We start from the raw sequence: 15,104 nt of genomic DNA on the forward strand, positions 1-15,104 counted from the left end.
CCAGGCCGTTGAGGCTCTGGGGGAGGGTTCGGAGCAGGAAGGTCTCCTACGGACCCCCTCGCCGTGGGCGCGGGCGTCCGATTCACCCCAGGGACGTGGGTCCCCGGCTCCCCTGGCTCGCGCCGTACGGGGACTCGGCGATGGCTGTCCGGTGCCGCGGGTGCGGCGCACTGCCTGACGAACAGCCCGGAAGACGCTAAACGGGCCGCCTGTCCATCCCCAAACGGAAGACGGCTTTTGTAGCGCATGCCACAGGGCAGACAGGCAACCTCTGCCTCAATTCGGGCACAAGGGGGCCCCGGTGACCCGTCGGTCACCGGGGCCCCACGCGCGTGCCGCTACTCGGCCGCCACGACGGTCACTTCGCCGATGCCGAGGGCCTCGACGGGCTCCTTGATCTGGGAGGCGTCACCGACGAGGACGGTCACCAGACGGTCCACCGGGAACGCGCTCACGGCCGCCGCCGTGGCCTCCACGGTGCCGGTCTCGGCGAGCTGCCGGTACAGCGTCGCCTGGAAGTCGTCCGGCAGGTGCTGCTCGACCTGGTCGGCCAGCGTGCTCGCCACGGCGGCCGCGGTCTCGTACTTCAGCGGCGCCACGCCGACGAGGTTCTGCACGGCGACGTCGCGCTCGGCGTCGGTCAGGCCCTCCGCCGCCAGGGTGCGCAGCACGGTCCACAGGTCGTGCAGGGCGGGGCCGGTGTTCGGGGTGTCCACGGAGCCGCTGATGGCGAGCATCCCGGCGCCCGAACCGTCCGGCGCGGACCGCAGCACCTGGGCGAAGGCCCGCACGCCGTAGGTGTAGCCCTTCTCCTCCCGCAGCACGCGGTCCAGGCGCGAGGTGAGGGTGCCGCCCAGGCAGTACGTGCCGAGCACCTGCGCGGGCCACACGCGGTCGTGCCGGTCGGGTCCGACCCGGCCGATGAGCAGCTGGGTCTGGACGGCGCCGGGGCGGTCGACGATGACGACGCGGCCGGTGTCGTCGGCGGTCACCGGCGGCACGGGGCGCGGCTCGGCCGCCGGGCCGGTCCAGGAGCCGAGCGTGTCGCCGAGCAGCGCGTCGAGGTCGATGCCGGTGAGGTCGCCGACGACCACGGCGGTGGCGGTCGCGGGGCGGACGTGCTTCTCGTAGAAGGCGCGTACGGCCGCGGAGTCGATGGCGGCGACGGTGTCCTCGGTGCCCTGGCGCGGGCGCGACATCCGCGAGTCCGCCGCGAAGAGTTCCTTCGACAGTTCCTTGGCGGCGCGCCGGGCGGGGCTGGCCAGCTCGTGCGGGATCTCGTCGAGGCGGTTGCGCACCAGCCGCTCGACCTCGCTGTCGGCGAAGGCGGGCGCCCGGAGGGCGTCGGCGACCAGGCCGAGCGCCTTGGCCAGGCGGGAGACCGGCACCTCCAGGCTCAGGCGGACGCCGGGGTGGTCGGCGTGCGAGTCGAGGGTGGCGCCGCAGCGCTCCAGCTCGGCGGCGAACTCCTCGGCGGAGTGCTTGTCGGTGCCCTCGGAGAAGGCGCGGGCCATGATCGTGGCGACGCCGTCGAAGCCGGCCGGCTCGGCGTCCAGGGGGGCGTCCAGGAGCACCTCCACGGCGACGACCTGCTGGCCGGGGCGGTGGCAGTGCAGGACCGTCAGCCCGTTGCCGAGCGTGCCGCGCTCGGGGGCCGGGAACGCCCAGGGCCTGGCCTCGCCCGCGCTGGGCCGGGGGTGGAACTCCATCGTGGCGAGCTCGGTCACTTGGCCGCCTCCTCGTTGACGTCGGTGCCTTCCACGGTGGCCTCGGCCTCCGGGTCCTCGGGCGGGTCCGCGGCCTCCGCGACCTCGGCGGCGAGGGGCTCGTAGACGAGCACCGCCCGGTTGTCGGGGCGCAGCCGCGCCCTGGCGGCCTCCCGCACCTCCTCGGCCGTCACGTCGAGCACGCGCCGCACGGCGGTCAGGGCGAGCTGCGGGTCGCCGAACAGGACGGCGTACCGGCACAGTTCGTCGGCGCGGCCCGCGACCGTGCCGAGCCGGTCCAGCCACTCGCGCTCCAACTGGGCCTGGGCGCGCTCCATTTCCTCGGCCGTGGGGCCGTCCTCGGCGAACCGGGCGAGCTCCTCGTCGATGGCGGACTCGATGACCGGCACCTCGACGTCGCCGGAGGTCTTCACGTCGAGCCAGCCCAGGGAGGGCGCGCCGGCGAGCCGCAGCAGGCCGAAGCCGGCCGCGACGGCGGTGCGGTCGCGGCGGACGAGACGGTTGTACAGGCGGGAGGACTCGCCGCCGCCGAGGACGGTGAGCGCCAGGTCGGCGGCGTCGCACTCGCGCGTGCCGTCGTGCGGCAGCCGGTAGGCCGCCATCAGGGCGCGGGCCGGGACCTCCTCCTCGACGACCTCGCGCAGCTGCTCGCCGATGACGTCGGGCAGCGTGCCGTCGCGGGGCGCGGGCTTGCCGTCGTGCGCCGGGATAGACCCGAAGTACTTCTCGACCCAGGCGAGCGTCTGCTCGGGGTCGATGTCGCCGACGACCGACAGGACGGCGTTGTTCGGCGCGTAGTAGGTGCGGAAGAACGCGCGCGCGTCCTCCAGGGTCGCCGCGTCCAGGTCGGCCATCGAGCCGATCGGGGTGTGGTGGTAGGGGTGGCCGTCCGGGTAGGCCATGGCGGTCAGCTTCTCGAAGGCGGTGCCGTAGGGCACGTTGTCGTAGCGCTGGCGGCGCTCGTTCTTGACGACGTCCCGCTGGTTCTCCATGGACTCCTCGTCCAGGGCGGCGAGCAGGGAGCCCATGCGGTCGGCCTCCAGCCAGAGGGCGAGCTCCAGCTGGTGGGCGGGCATCGTCTCGAAGTAGTTGGTGCGCTCGAAGCTCGTGGTGCCGTTGAGCGAGCCGCCGGCGCCCTGCACCAGCTCGAAGTGGCCGTTGCCCTGCACCTGCGCCGAGCCCTGGAACATCAGGTGCTCGAAGAGGTGAGCCAGCCCGGTACGGCCCTTGACCTCGTGGCGCGAGCCGACGTCGTACCAGAGGCACACCGCCGCGACCGGGGTCAGGTGGTCCTCGGAGAGCACCACGCGCAGCCCGTTGGCCAGGCGGTGCTCGGTCGCTGTCAGGCCCCCGGAGCCTGCCTGGTCTGTGGCCGTGTGACCCATGGGCATGTACGTCCCTTCGATCGCGGATGCGGTGCCTGCATCGCGGTTTTCCTGCCGGTCCTGCCACTGTATGCAAGCGGGCGGAGCCCGGGCGAAGTTCCCGGACGGCGTACGCCCACAGCGGATCGGGTTAGCCTGCGGGCAGCCGCGTCGGCGCGGCACGGGGTGCCGGCCGGACCGCCTGCACCGGGTCCCGGCGCACGCTGTCAGTCCCGCGGTCCACAATGGTCCGCGTCAGATCCCGTCAAACGCTCCAGCACGATTGAGCCGCAGGGGCGGCTACGCGCAGCCCCGCAAGCGAGCGACAGATACCAGGAGGAGCCGGCAGCGATGGCCCGCCGCAGCACGAAGACCCCGCCGCCCGACGACGCGTTCGAGGAGCGGATCCTCGACATCGACGTTGTCGACGAGATGCAGGGCTCCTTCCTCGAGTACGCGTACTCGGTCATCTACTCCCGGGCCCTGCCGGACGCCCGGGACGGCCTGAAGCCGGTACACCGCCGCATCGTCTACCAGATGAACGAGATGGGCCTGCGCCCCGACCGCGGCTACGTGAAGTGCGCCCGCGTGGTGGGCGAGGTCATGGGCAAGCTGCACCCGCACGGCGACGCGTCGATCTACGACGCGCTGGTGCGCATGGCGCAGCCCTTCTCCATGCGTGTGCCGCTGGTCGACGGCCATGGCAACTTCGGCTCGCTGGGCAACGACGACCCGCCGGCCGCGATGCGGTACACGGAGTGCCGTCAGGCCGCGGCGACCAGTCTGATGACCGAGTCGATCGACGAGGACACCGTCGACTTCGCGCCCAACTACGACGGCCAGGAGCAGGAACCGGTCGCGCTCCCGGCCGCCTTCCCGAACCTGCTGGTCAACGGCTCCTCGGGGATCGCGGTCGGCATGGCGACGAACATGCCGCCGCACAACCTCTCCGAGGTCGTCGCGGCCGCCCGCCACCTGATCCGCTATCCGAACGCGGATCTGGACACCCTGATGAAGCACGTCCCCGGCCCCGACCTGCCCACCGGCGGGCGCATCGTCGGCCTCTCCGGCATCCGGGACGCCTACGAGACGGGCCGCGGCACGTTCAAGATCCGGGCGACGGTGTCCGTCGAGACCGTCACCGCGCGCCGCAAGGGCCTGGTCGTCACCGAGCTGCCGTTCACGGTCGGCCCGGAGAAGGTGATCGCCAAGATCAAGGACCTGGTCGGCTCGAAGAAGATCCAGGGCATCGCCGACGTCAAGGACCTCACCGACCGTGAGCACGGGCTGCGCCTGGTCATCGAGATCAAGAACGGCTTCGTGCCGGAGGCCGTTCTGGAGCAGCTGTACAAGCTGACGCCGATGGAGGAGTCCTTCGGCATCAACAACGTGGCGCTGGTGGACGGGCAGCCGCTGACGCTGGGCCTGAAGGAGCTGCTGGAGGTCTACCTCGACCACCGCTTCGAGGTCGTGCGGCGCCGCAGCGAGTTCCGGCGCACCAAGCGACGCGACCGCCTGCACCTGGTGGAGGGCCTGCTGACGGCGCTCGTCGACATCGACGAGGTCATCCGTCTGATCCGCTCCAGCGAGAACAGCGCGCAGGCGAAGGAGCGCCTGATGGAGCGCTTCTCCCTGTCGGACATCCAGACGCAGTACATCCTGGACACCCCGCTGCGCCGCCTGACCAAGTTCGACCGCATCGAGCTGGAGGCCGAGAAGGACCGGCTGAACGCGGAGATCGCGGAGCTGACCCGGATCCTGGAGTCGGACGCGGAGCTGCGCAAGCTGGTCTCCTCCGAACTGGCGCAGGTGGCGAAGAAGTTCGGCACCGAGCGGCGTACGGTCCTGCTGGAGTCCGCGGGCAGCACGGCTGCCACCGTGCCGCTGCAGGTCGCCGACGACCCGTGCCGGGTCCTGCTCTCCTCGACCGGCCTGCTGGCCCGCACGGCGAACGGCGAGCCCTTCGAGCAGGACGCCGACGCCCGACGGGCCAAGCACGACGTGATCGTCTCGGCGGTCCCGGCGACGGCGCGCGGCGAGATCGGCGCGGTGACCTCCGCGGGCCGTCTGCTGCGCGTCAACGTCGTCGACCTGCCGCAGCTGCCGGAGACGGCGTCGGCGCCGAACCTCTCCGGAGGGGCGCCGCTGGCGGAGTTCGTCTCCCTGGAGGGCGACGAGACGGTGGTGTGCCTGACCACGCTCGACGAGTCCTCCCCCGGTCTTGCGCTCGGCACGGAGCAGGGCGTCGTCAAGCGCGTGGTGCCGGACTATCCGGGCAACAAGGACGAGCTGGAGGTCATCACGCTCAAGGACGGCGACCGGATCGTCGGCGCGGTCGAGCTGCGCACCGGCGAGGAGGACCTGGTCTTCATCACCGACGACGCGCAGCTGCTGCGCTTCCAGGCCTCGCAGGTGCGTCCGCAGGGCCGGCCGGCCGGCGGCGTGGCGGGCATCAAGCTGACGGAGGGCGCGAAGGTCATCTCCTTCACGGCGGTGGACCCGGCGGCGGACGCGGCCGTGTTCACGGTGGCGGGATCGCGCGGCACGCTCGACGACTCCGTCCAGACGACGGCCAAGCTGACCCCGTTCGACCAGTACCCGCGCAAGGGCCGCGCCACGGGCGGTGTGCGCTGCCAGCGGTTCCTGAAGGGCGAGGACTGCCTGTCCCTGGCCTGGGCGGGTCCCGTGCCGGCCAAGGCCGCGCAGAAGAACGGCACCCCGGCCGAGCTGCCGGACGTCGACCCGCGCCGCGACGGCTCGGGCGTGTCGCTGCCGAAGACGGTGGCGGTGGTGGCGGGACCGGTATAGGCAGCGGTCCGGCACACCCGGGCGGCCGTCGCTCCGATGACGGCCGCCCGCCTCGGCGAGGCTGACCCCCTCGGTGACACCGCCCGCGATCCGGCGAGAAGCCGGCCCGCCCCCGGAACGGTCCGCCCTACGCCGGCTCGGCGAGATCGTCGTCGGGATCCTGAACGTCCTGGAGGTCCTGGAGGTCCTGGACGGCCTGGAGGTCCTGAAGGTCCTCGTCAGGGTCTTGGACGTCCTCGTCGGGGTCTTGGACGTCCCCCTCAGGATCCTGGACGTAGCGCAGGACGCCCCACATGCCGTGCTCGTCGGCGGTGTGCGGGGCATCGCTCCGGCACGCCTCGAGTTCCTTGCCCAGGGCGGAGGCGTCGATGCCGGAGCCGATGAGCACCAGCTGGGTCAGCCGCGGCTCGCCGGCGGCCCAGGGCTCCGGGTGGAAGCGCAGGAAGCGGCCCACGGCGTGCACGGCATACCGGTTCCTGACGTCGGACGCCCCGAAGTCGACGTAGCCCTTGATCCGGTACAGCCCGTCGGGCCGGCTGTCGAGGAACGCCATCAGCCGGCGGGGGTCCAGGGGGACGTCGGACGCGAAGGACAGGCTGTCGTAGGCGGTGTGCGGGTGGCCGGTGTGGTCGTCACGGTCGGCACCGTCGGCGGCGGGATCGCCGTGGTCGTCGTGCAGGTCGTCGAAGGACAGCTGGCCGACGCGTTCCTCGCCGGGCCGGCAGTCGAAGAGGAACTCCGGGTCGACGCGGCCGTAGGTGGCGGGGACGACGGCGGCCCGGTCGACGAGCGAGTGCACCAGGGCGAGGACGCGCTCGCCGTCCGGCGCCCGGTCGAGCTTGTTGACGACGACGAGGTCGGCGAGGGCGAGATGCCGGTCGATCTCCGGGTGTGCCGCGCGGGTGGAGTCGAACTCGGCGGCGTCGACGACCTCGACGAGACCGCCGTACACGATCTGCGGCAGTTCGCTGCCGAGCACCATGCGGACGAGTTCCTGGGGCTCGGCGAGGCCGCTGGCCTCGATCACGATGACGTCGATACCGGCCGAGGGCGCGGCGAGTCGTTCCAGGTACGCGTCGAGCTCGCCGGGGTCGACCGCGCAGCACAGGCAGCCGTTGCCGAGGGAGACGGTGGAGTCGCCGAGCGCGCCGGCGACGGCCATGGCGTCGATCTCGATCGAGCCGAAGTCGTTGACGAGGGCCCCGATACGGCTGCCGCCGCTGCGGTGCAGGAGGTGGTTGAGCAGCGTGGTCTTCCCCGAGCCGAGGAATCCGGCGAGCACGACGACCGGGATCTGCCGGGGACTCTGCCGGGGACTGCGGCTCGGCTGACTCACTCTGCGACCTCTCTGACGCCGACGCGTGCACCGGAGCGCGCTTCGGCGCACACCCGGGGATGGAATGCCGGACCAGGATACGAGTCGGCGGAACTGTTGCTGAGTGAACGATTCCTAACGGCACTTGCGGGGCAGACGTTGGGCAAGGCGCCGGAGTGTGCGACCCTCGCTTCCCTCCGTGCGCCTCCTCTCCGCCTCCCCGCCGATCAGAGCCGCTCGGCACTCTGGGAGACGGCAAGCGCCGCCCACCGCTCGCCGGTCCCCGTCAGCCGACCCGCATCCCGACGACCGGCGGACGGCCGCCTGAATCGGGGGTAGACATGGCCAGAGGAAGCGTGGGAGCGCGGCTGTGGGCCGCCGCCGCGGCAGGGATCGGCCTGGTCGCGGGAACTGCCGTCACCATGGTCGCCCAGCGCCCCGCGGTGAACGCACTGCGCACCCGAGTGGAACTCCTCGAACAGGCCGCGCAGATCCAGCGCCAGGCCAACCTCGCCCTGCAGCAGCGCCAGCACTGGGAGCTGCTGAGCAAGGCCATGGACGATCCGGAGCTGGCCGAGGTGCTGGACGCCTACGGCGGGCACGTTCCGCCCGGGAAACAGCGCCAGTTCCTCTTCGCGAACGCGCTCTACACCAATGCGCTCTGCTACTACCGCATGGGCAACATCACCCGCGAGGAGTTCTTCGGCTTTGCCCGCGGAATGCTGCAACATCCCATTTTCCGGGAGTACTGGTACGCGACCCGCCCCCACCGGGCCACTCTCATCGGCACCTCCGACGAAGCCGAAATCGGACGCATGGTCGACGACCTTCTCACCCAGCTCGAGGAGACGGACATTGACGAGTGGTGGGTGGTCGGCGAACCGCCCGTGGAACAGGAGTGAGCCCGGCCGGGGCGCCCCCGTCCGGCAATTGCGGGCGCCTCTCGCAGCTCCCGGTCGGATCACACAGTTGGGCGGTAACGAACCAATAAACCGCCGCGTTTCCTCAGATACCGACAAGGTTGACTACTACGCGACCACGAACGGGTCGATCCCCGCCAAGTGCCGCTCCGTGTCGCCCGGTTGTCGAGGCCATCGCCCCACAGGGCCGCATCGCACCGCGCAACGACGGTGCGAATCATCCCGCCTCGACGAAATTAAGGAAGTCCCACCAGTGAGCCAGATCATCCGTCGGCTTGGCACCCCTCCCACCGCGCGGGGAAGCGTCACCGGGGCCAACTGCCCCGATATCTTCGAACTGTCCGACGGAAGGTTCGCCGTCATCGGAACGGACCTCACCGAAGAACTCGAATCCGAACTCCCCGCCGACGCATCCCGGGCCGACTACGAGCGGATCGTCGTCGTCAGCCGCGAGACCCTCATCCACGCGAAGGCGGACATCCCCCACACGTAGCCGTAACCGGCTCGAACGCTCGAAAGCGCGACATCGTCAGGTTGTGTGGTCCTCAACGGCACCGTATGAAAGGCCGGGACATTGGTCGCAATCGTACGCCGGATCGGCGCCCCTCCCAGCGCGCGAGGCAGTCTGTCGGGACAGTCCTGTCCCGACATCTTCGAACTCAGCGACGGCAACTACGCCGTGATCGGCCGCGAGGCCACCGCGGAACTCGAGGGCCAACTGCCCGAGGACGCCGCTCGCGCGGACGACGAACGCATCGTGGTCATCAGCCGCGAGACACTCGTCCGCGCCCGAGAGGACATCCCCCACGACTGACCCCCACAGCCCACCGCTGTGCCCACGGCAAGGGTCCGGCCCCGACACCGGAGCCGGACCCTTCCACCCGGCGGACGCTCAGGTCAGCACGGTTGATCATTCGGTCAATACAGTTGATCAAGGGGCAGAATCCGCTGCCGCCCTGCGGATACCGTGACCCCCATGCGCGAGCCAGAGGCCCCCGCCGGTCACCCCGAGCGGCGCCTGACCACCAAGGAAGCCGCCGAACTGCTCGGGGTGAAACCCGAGACCGTGTACGCGTACGTCAGCCGCGGGCAGCTCAGCAGCCGGCGCGTGCCCGGCGGGCGGGGCAGCAGCTTCGACGCGGGCGAGGTGGCGGCCCTCGCCCGGCGCAACCGGCGGGAGAGCGCGGTGGGTCCGGGCTCCGGCGGCGAGCTGTCGGTGCGGACCCGGATCACGCTCATCGAGTCGGACCGGTACTACTTCCGGGGCGTCGACGCGACCCGGCTGGCGACCCGCCACTCCTACGAAGAGGTCGCGGAGTGGCTGTGGACGGGCCGGCTGCGTCCCGGCATCGCCTTCCGCGCGCCCGGCGCCTCCGTCGCCGTCGCCCGCCGCGCCGTCGACGCGCTGCCCGAACACGCCGGACCCACCGACCGGTTGCGGGTGGCCGCCATCGCCGCCGCGGTCGCGGACCCCCTGCGGTTCGACCTCTCCGAGGAGACCGTGCTCGGCACCGCGCGCACGCTCATCCCGACGCTCGTCGCCGCGCTGCCGCCGGTGCACGGCGGACACCGCGGACACCACGACGAGGGCCCGCTCGCCCACCGCCTGTGGACCCGGCTGAGCGGCCGGGACCCCGACGAGGCGTCGCTGCGCGCCCTGGGCACCGCGCTCGCCCTGCTCGTCGACCACGACCTCGCCGCCTCCACCCTGGCGGTGCGCGTCGCCGCGTCCGCCCGCGCCCACGCCTACGCCGCCGTCTCCGCCGGGCTCGGCGTGCTGGAAGGCCCGCTGCACGGCGCGGCCGGCGGACACGCCCACCGGCTGTTGCTGGAGGTGCTGGACCGGGGCGACGCGACCCCCGTGATCGCCGACGAACTGCGGGCCGGCCGCCGCATCCCGGGCCTCGGCCACCGGCTGTACCAGGGCGAGGACCCACGCGCGCGGGTCCTGTTCGGCCTCCTGGAGGACATCCCGCACGCCGCGCCCGCGCTCGCCGCCGCCCGCGCCGTCGTGGCCACCACCGCCCGCCACACCCCGCTGCACGCCAACGTCGACCTGGCCCTCGCCGTCCTCACCGCGTCCTGCGACATGCCCTCCACGGCGAGCGAGACGATCTTCGCCGTGGCCCGTACCGCGGGCTGGATCGCCCACGCCCTGGAGGAGTACGGCGAACGTCCGCTGCGCATGCGCCCGAGCGGCCACTACGTCGGTCCGCGGCCGCCCCAGCCGCTGCCGAAGCCTGAGCAGGACACACCCGGGCAGGGACGCTGACACGGGCACGGCCGGATCCCGCCGGGAATGAAGTCAGGTTAGGCTCACCTGTGTGAGTATCTGTTCCTCCGCCTCCCGCGAGCTCGACGAGCCCGTCGCGGGCACCGCGGCCACCGCGAGGACCTGGCTCCTGCTCGAACAGCCCGGCCCGTGGGGCGCCGAGGCGCTCACCTCCAGCCACCTCGATCCCGCGGTGGGCCACGCCCTGAAAGCGGCCGCGCGGGGCACGGGCGTACGCGTGGCGCTCATCCGCCGCCCCGGACGGCACGCCGACTGCGGCAGCCCCGTCAGCCGCCGGGTGTACGCGGCGCACACCGTCCCCGGCAGGACGTGGCTGCACGCCGCCGCCACCAGCGACCCGCGGGACCTGCTCGACCTCGACCTGGCCGCGCTCGGCAGGGGCGATCACCACACCTTCGACTCGGTGCTCGGCGCGCGGCCGCACACCGGCGCCCCGCTCGCGCTGGTCTGCACCAACGGCAAGCGCGACCGCTGCTGCGCGCTGCTCGGCCGCCCCCTCGCCGCCGAGCTCGCCGCGTCGGGGGCCGAGGGTGTCTGGGAGGTCACTCATCTGGGTGGTCACCGCTTCTCGCCCACGCTGCTCGTGCTGCCGTACGGATATGCCTACGGCCGCGCTCGGGCCGGTGACGTGGAAGAGGTCCTGCGCGGCGTCCGGGAGGGGCGGATCGTCGTCGAGGGGTGCCGCGGGAGCTCCGCGTGGGAGCGGCCCGGTCAGGCGGCCGAACTGGCCGTGCGCGCGGCCGCGCGCGAATACGCGGCCGGCGCCCTGAGCGTCGTGGGCACGGACGGCTCCGCACCGCGCTGGGAGGTGACCGTCGCCCACGCGGACGGGCGGCACTGGCGCGTCGTGGTGGCCCAGGGCGAGTCCCTGCCGCCCCGGCCGGACAGCTGCGGGGCATCCGTCCTGGGCTCGCCCGCGCGCATGGACGTGCTGGCGGTGCGCGAACTGACACCGGCGCTCGCGGGCTGACCTCACGGATCAACCTGTTGACCTGTCGCGGTCCACATTGATCGAGGAAGGGTACGAGGAACTGACCGAGGAATCGATCGATCGAGCCCTCGACCGGGAAATCCACCCCGCACCCCCTACGACGGACACCGCGGGCCCCCGTACCGTCGTGGCCATGAGTCCCAGCCCCACTCCTTCCGCACGCCGGCGTCTCGGCCTTCCGAAGCGGATGTTCTCCCAGGTGCTGCTGATGCAGGTGGCGATCGCCGCGGGAGTGGCGGTGCTCGCGACCGGGCTGTTCCTGGCTCCGCTGAGCAGGCAGCTGGACGACCAGGCGATGCGCCGTGCGCTGTCGATCGCGGAGACCACCGCGCAGGAACCGCGGATCGTCAGGGACCTGCAGACCACGCCGCCGACGCCGGACGGCCCGGTGCAGCGGGAGGCGGAACGGATCCGGAAGGCCACCGGGGCCCGGTACGTCGTGGTGATGGACTGGCGGGGCGTGCGCTGGTCCCACACCGACCCCGGGCAGATCGGCGGCATCGTCTCGACCGACCCCAGCGAGGCCCTGGCGGGCGAGGAGGTCATGGCGATCGACGTCGGCACCCTCGGCCGCACGGCCCGCGGCAAGGTGCCGCTGTACGACGACGCGGGCCACGTCGTCGGGGCGGTCTCCGTCGGCATCCGGTACGACAGCGTCCGTGCCCGGCTCCTCGGCGCGATACCCGAGCTGCTCGCCTACGCCGGAGCGGCGCTGGCCGTCGGTGCGCTGGCCGCCTGGCTGGTCTCCCGCCGGGTCCATCGGCAGACCCGTGACCTGGCCTTCTCCGACATCTCCGGGCTCCTCGCGGAACGCGAGGCGATGCTGCACGGCATCCGGGAGGGCGTCGTCGCGCTGGACCGCACGGGCAGGGTGCGCCTCCTCAACGACGAGGCGCACCGGCTGCTGGGCATCGGCGACGAGGCCGTGGGCAGGTCTCCCGACGAGGTGCTCGGCGAGGGGCGGACGGCCGACATCCTGGCGGGCCGGGTCACGGGCACCGATCTGCTCACCGTGCGCGGCCGGCGCGTCCTGGTCGCCAACCGCATGCCCACCGACGACGGCGGCGCCGTCGCCACCCTGCGCGACCGCACCGAACTGGAACGGCTCGGCCGGGAGCTGGACTCCACGCGCGGTCTGATCGACGCGCTGCGCGCCCAGGACCACGAGCACGCCAACCGCATGCACACCCTCCTGGGGCTGCTCGAACTGGAGATGTACGACGACGCCGTCGAGTTCGTCGGAGAGGTGGTCGGCGACCACCGTGCCACCTCCGAGCAGGTCGCCGAGAAGATCCGGGACCCCCTGCTCGCGGCGCTGCTGGTCGGCAAGGCGACCGTCGCCGCCGAGCGGGGCGTGGCCCTGTGGATCTCGGACGTCACGCGGCTGCCGGACCGGCTGATCGACCCCAGGGGGCTCGTCACCGTCGTCGGCAACCTGGTCGACAACGCGCTCGACGCCGTCGCGGGCACGCCGCACGCGCGCGTGGAGGTCGAGCTGCGCTGCGAGGGCCGTACGGCCGTGCTCAGGGTGCGCGACACCGGGCCCGGAATTCCCGCGGAACAACGCGAGCTGATCTTCACCGAGGGCTGGTCCACGAAGGAGCCGCCCGCACACCGCGAGCGCGGCATCGGGCTCTCCCTGGTGCGCAGGTTCGCCGAGCGTCAGGGCGGCAGCGCGACGGTGGCCGAGGCCGAGGGCGGCGGCGCCGAGTTCACCGTGGTGCTGCCCGAGGCGCTGGCCGAGCCCGAGCCCGCGCCGCCCGCAGCCGGGGACCACCCCGTCGAGGAGCGCCACCCCTTCAGGGAGCCGTACCCCGTCACGATGGACCACCCCGTCGAGGAGGAGTCGCGATGATCGAGGTCCTGGTCGTGGACGACGACGTCAGGGTCGCCCGGATCAACGCCGCCTACGTGGAGAAGGTCCCGGGTTTCCACGTCGCCGGCGAGGCGCACAGCGCGGCTGAGGCGCTGCGCCGGCTGGAGGCGCTGCCCGGCCTCGACCTGGTCCTGATGGACCACTGCCTGCCCGACGAGACGGGTCTGTCGGTCGTCCGGGAGATGCGCCGCCGCGGCCACCGGGCGGACGTGATCATGGTGACGGCGGCCCGGGACGTGTCGACCGTGCAGGCGGCGATGCGGCAGGGCGCGCTGCACTACCTGGTCAAGCCGTTCGCCTTCGCCGGCCTGCGCGCCAAGCTGGAGGCGTACGCGCGGTTGCGCCGCACGCTCGACGGCGGCGGCGAGGCCGATCAGGCCGACGTCGACCGCATCTTCGGCGCGCTGTCGGCCCCCTCGGAGCCCGGGCTGCCGAAAGGGCACTCCCCCGACACCGCCGACCTCGTGCGCCGCTGCCTGATGAACGCCGGGGTCCCGCTGTCGGCCCAGGAGATCGCCGAGCGGACCGGGGTGAGCCGGCAGACCGCCCAGCGGTACCTGAAGCTGCTGGAGCGCACCGGACGGGCCCGGCTCACCCTCAGGTACGGCGACGCGGGCCGCCCGGAACACCGTTACGTGTGGGCGGCCCGCGTCTGAGGGCACGGCGGGGTGGGGGCGGGGAAGGGACCGTGCCCCCGGTGTATACGGATTCAGTGCGCGGCCTTCTCGACGAACTCGGTGGTGTACGTCTTGTCGAGGTCCACCTTGGCGTTCTTGATGTTGGGGTTGAACGCCTTGAGCACCTTCTCGACCGTCGCGGGGCCGTCGGCCGGCATCACACCGTCCTTGGTGAACATCGGCAGCGTGCTCTCGATGGCGGCGGCGTAGAGGACCTTGTTGCCCTGGGAGTAGTCGGCGGGCATCTTGTCCGCGATCTCGGTCGAGCTGTGGGTGGACATCCACTTGAGCGTCTTGACGAACGCGTTGGCCAGCTTCTGGACCGTGTCCTTGTGGCTGTTGACCCAGTCCGTCTGCATGTACAGGCTCGACGACGGGTACGGGCCGCCGAGCGCCTCCTGGGACCCCTCCGGCGTCCGCATGTCGAGGAGGACCTTGCCCGCCTTCTTCTCCAGGATCGTGGCGACGGTCGGGTCGGTCGTCATGCCGCCGTCGATGGCGCCCTTCTGGAGGGCCGAGATGAAGGTCGGTCCCGCGCCGACGGCGACCGGTGTGAACTGGTCGACCCGCACGCCGTTCTTGACCGCGAGGTACTTGGTGAGGAAGTCGGTCGAGGAACCGAGGCCGGTGACGCCGAGCTTCTTGCCCTTGAAGTCCTTGGGCGAGGTGATGTCGCCCGCCGCCTTCCGGGAGACGATCTCCACCTCGCCGGGCGCGTGCGAGAACTGCACGACGGACTCCACGGACTTGCCCTTGGTCTGCAGGTCGAGCGTGTGGTCGTAGAAGCCGACGGCGCCCTGGACCTGACCGGAGACGAGCGCGGTCTCCGCCTGGACGCCGGCCGGCTCGCTCAGCAGTTCCACGTCGAGCCCTTCGGCGTCGAAGTAGCCGAGCCGCTGGGTCAGCATCGCGGGCAGGTAGATGACCTTGTCCAGGCCGCCGACCATGATCTTGACCTTGGTGCCCTTGCCGTCGCCCTTGCCGCCGGAGCCGGCGGAGGCGCTGCCCGCCGCGTCATTGGCGCAGGCGGTGAGGGAGGACAGGGCGAGCAGGCCGGCCGCGGCCAGGGAGGCGTATCTGGCGCTTCTGCGCATGGTGGTTCACGTCCTTGTGACTTGTGAGAGGGCGGTGCG

The 15,104-nt window shown here is 72.1% G+C and carries 12 protein-coding genes; 8 read left to right on the plus strand and 4 right to left on the minus strand.

Annotation, left to right across the window (positions count from 1 at the left end):
• Positions 1-338: 338 nt before the first annotated feature.
• Both ACZ5GT_RS29720 and ACZ5GT_RS29725 read right to left on the minus strand, forming a co-directional pair.
• Positions 339-1,727 carry a M16 family metallopeptidase gene (locus ACZ5GT_RS29720; RefSeq protein ID WP_469032154.1) on the minus strand — a complete coding sequence of 463 codons (1,389 nt, stop codon included), beginning with the start codon at positions 1,725-1,727 and terminating at the stop codon, positions 339-341.
• A complete protein-coding gene (locus ACZ5GT_RS29725; RefSeq protein ID WP_469032252.1) occupies positions 1,724-3,112 on the minus strand; it encodes a M16 family metallopeptidase in 1,389 nt (462 codons plus the stop codon). The genes ACZ5GT_RS29720 and ACZ5GT_RS29725 overlap by 4 nt, the downstream gene beginning before the upstream one ends.
• Before the next feature lie 330 nt (positions 3,113-3,442).
• Between ACZ5GT_RS29725 and ACZ5GT_RS29730 the strand changes: the two genes are divergently transcribed.
• A complete protein-coding gene (locus tag ACZ5GT_RS29730) occupies positions 3,443-5,899 on the plus strand; it encodes a DNA gyrase/topoisomerase IV subunit A (protein ID WP_469032157.1) in 2,457 nt (818 codons plus the stop codon).
• Positions 5,900-6,026: 127 nt separating this feature from the next.
• Here the strand turns inward: ACZ5GT_RS29730 and ACZ5GT_RS29735 are convergent, their stop codons facing one another.
• On the minus strand, positions 6,027-7,235 hold the full coding sequence (locus ACZ5GT_RS29735; protein WP_469032158.1) for a CobW family GTP-binding protein: 1,209 nt from the start codon (positions 7,233-7,235) through the stop codon (positions 6,027-6,029).
• Positions 7,236-7,555: 320 nt separating this feature from the next.
• Here ACZ5GT_RS29735 and ACZ5GT_RS29740 point away from each other — a divergent pair, with 320 nt between their 5' ends.
• The 7 genes from ACZ5GT_RS29740 to ACZ5GT_RS29770 all read left to right on the plus strand — a co-directional run bounded on the left by ACZ5GT_RS29740 (position 7,556) and on the right by ACZ5GT_RS29770 (position 13,950).
• Positions 7,556-8,116 carry a DUF6082 family protein gene (locus ACZ5GT_RS29740; RefSeq protein ID WP_469032159.1) on the plus strand — a complete coding sequence of 187 codons (561 nt, stop codon included), beginning with the start codon at positions 7,556-7,558 and terminating at the stop codon, positions 8,114-8,116.
• A gap of 271 nt (positions 8,117-8,387) precedes the next feature.
• Complete coding sequence (locus ACZ5GT_RS29745) at positions 8,388-8,627, plus strand: hypothetical protein (RefSeq protein WP_469032160.1); 240 nt, start codon at positions 8,388-8,390, stop codon at positions 8,625-8,627.
• Between the two features lie 81 nt (positions 8,628-8,708).
• Positions 8,709-8,948 carry a hypothetical protein gene (locus ACZ5GT_RS29750; RefSeq protein WP_469032164.1) on the plus strand — a complete coding sequence of 80 codons (240 nt, stop codon included), beginning with the start codon at positions 8,709-8,711 and terminating at the stop codon, positions 8,946-8,948.
• Between the two features lie 162 nt (positions 8,949-9,110).
• Positions 9,111-10,406: a citrate/2-methylcitrate synthase gene (locus ACZ5GT_RS29755; protein WP_469032167.1), complete on the plus strand. Its 1,296-nt coding sequence runs from the start codon at positions 9,111-9,113 to the stop codon at positions 10,404-10,406.
• Positions 10,407-10,458: 52 nt separating this feature from the next.
• Entirely contained in the window at positions 10,459-11,397 is a 939-nt protein-coding gene (locus ACZ5GT_RS29760; RefSeq protein WP_469032169.1) for a sucrase ferredoxin, read from the plus strand.
• 154 nt (positions 11,398-11,551) lie between these two features.
• A complete protein-coding gene (locus tag ACZ5GT_RS29765; protein WP_469032172.1) occupies positions 11,552-13,273 on the plus strand; it encodes a sensor histidine kinase in 1,722 nt (573 codons plus the stop codon).
• Entirely contained in the window at positions 13,270-13,950 is a 681-nt protein-coding gene (locus ACZ5GT_RS29770) for a response regulator (RefSeq protein ID WP_469032176.1), read from the plus strand. Before ACZ5GT_RS29765 ends, ACZ5GT_RS29770 begins: the two co-directional genes overlap by 4 nt.
• A 53-nt stretch (positions 13,951-14,003) precedes the next feature.
• On the opposite strand, the gene ACZ5GT_RS29775 is transcribed toward ACZ5GT_RS29770, so the two are convergent.
• Positions 14,004-15,065: an ABC transporter substrate-binding protein gene (locus tag ACZ5GT_RS29775; protein WP_469032179.1), complete on the minus strand. Its 1,062-nt coding sequence runs from the start codon at positions 15,063-15,065 to the stop codon at positions 14,004-14,006.
• Positions 15,066-15,104 lie beyond the last annotated feature (39 nt).

The organism is Streptomyces sp. NPDC031340 (assembly GCF_055569945.1).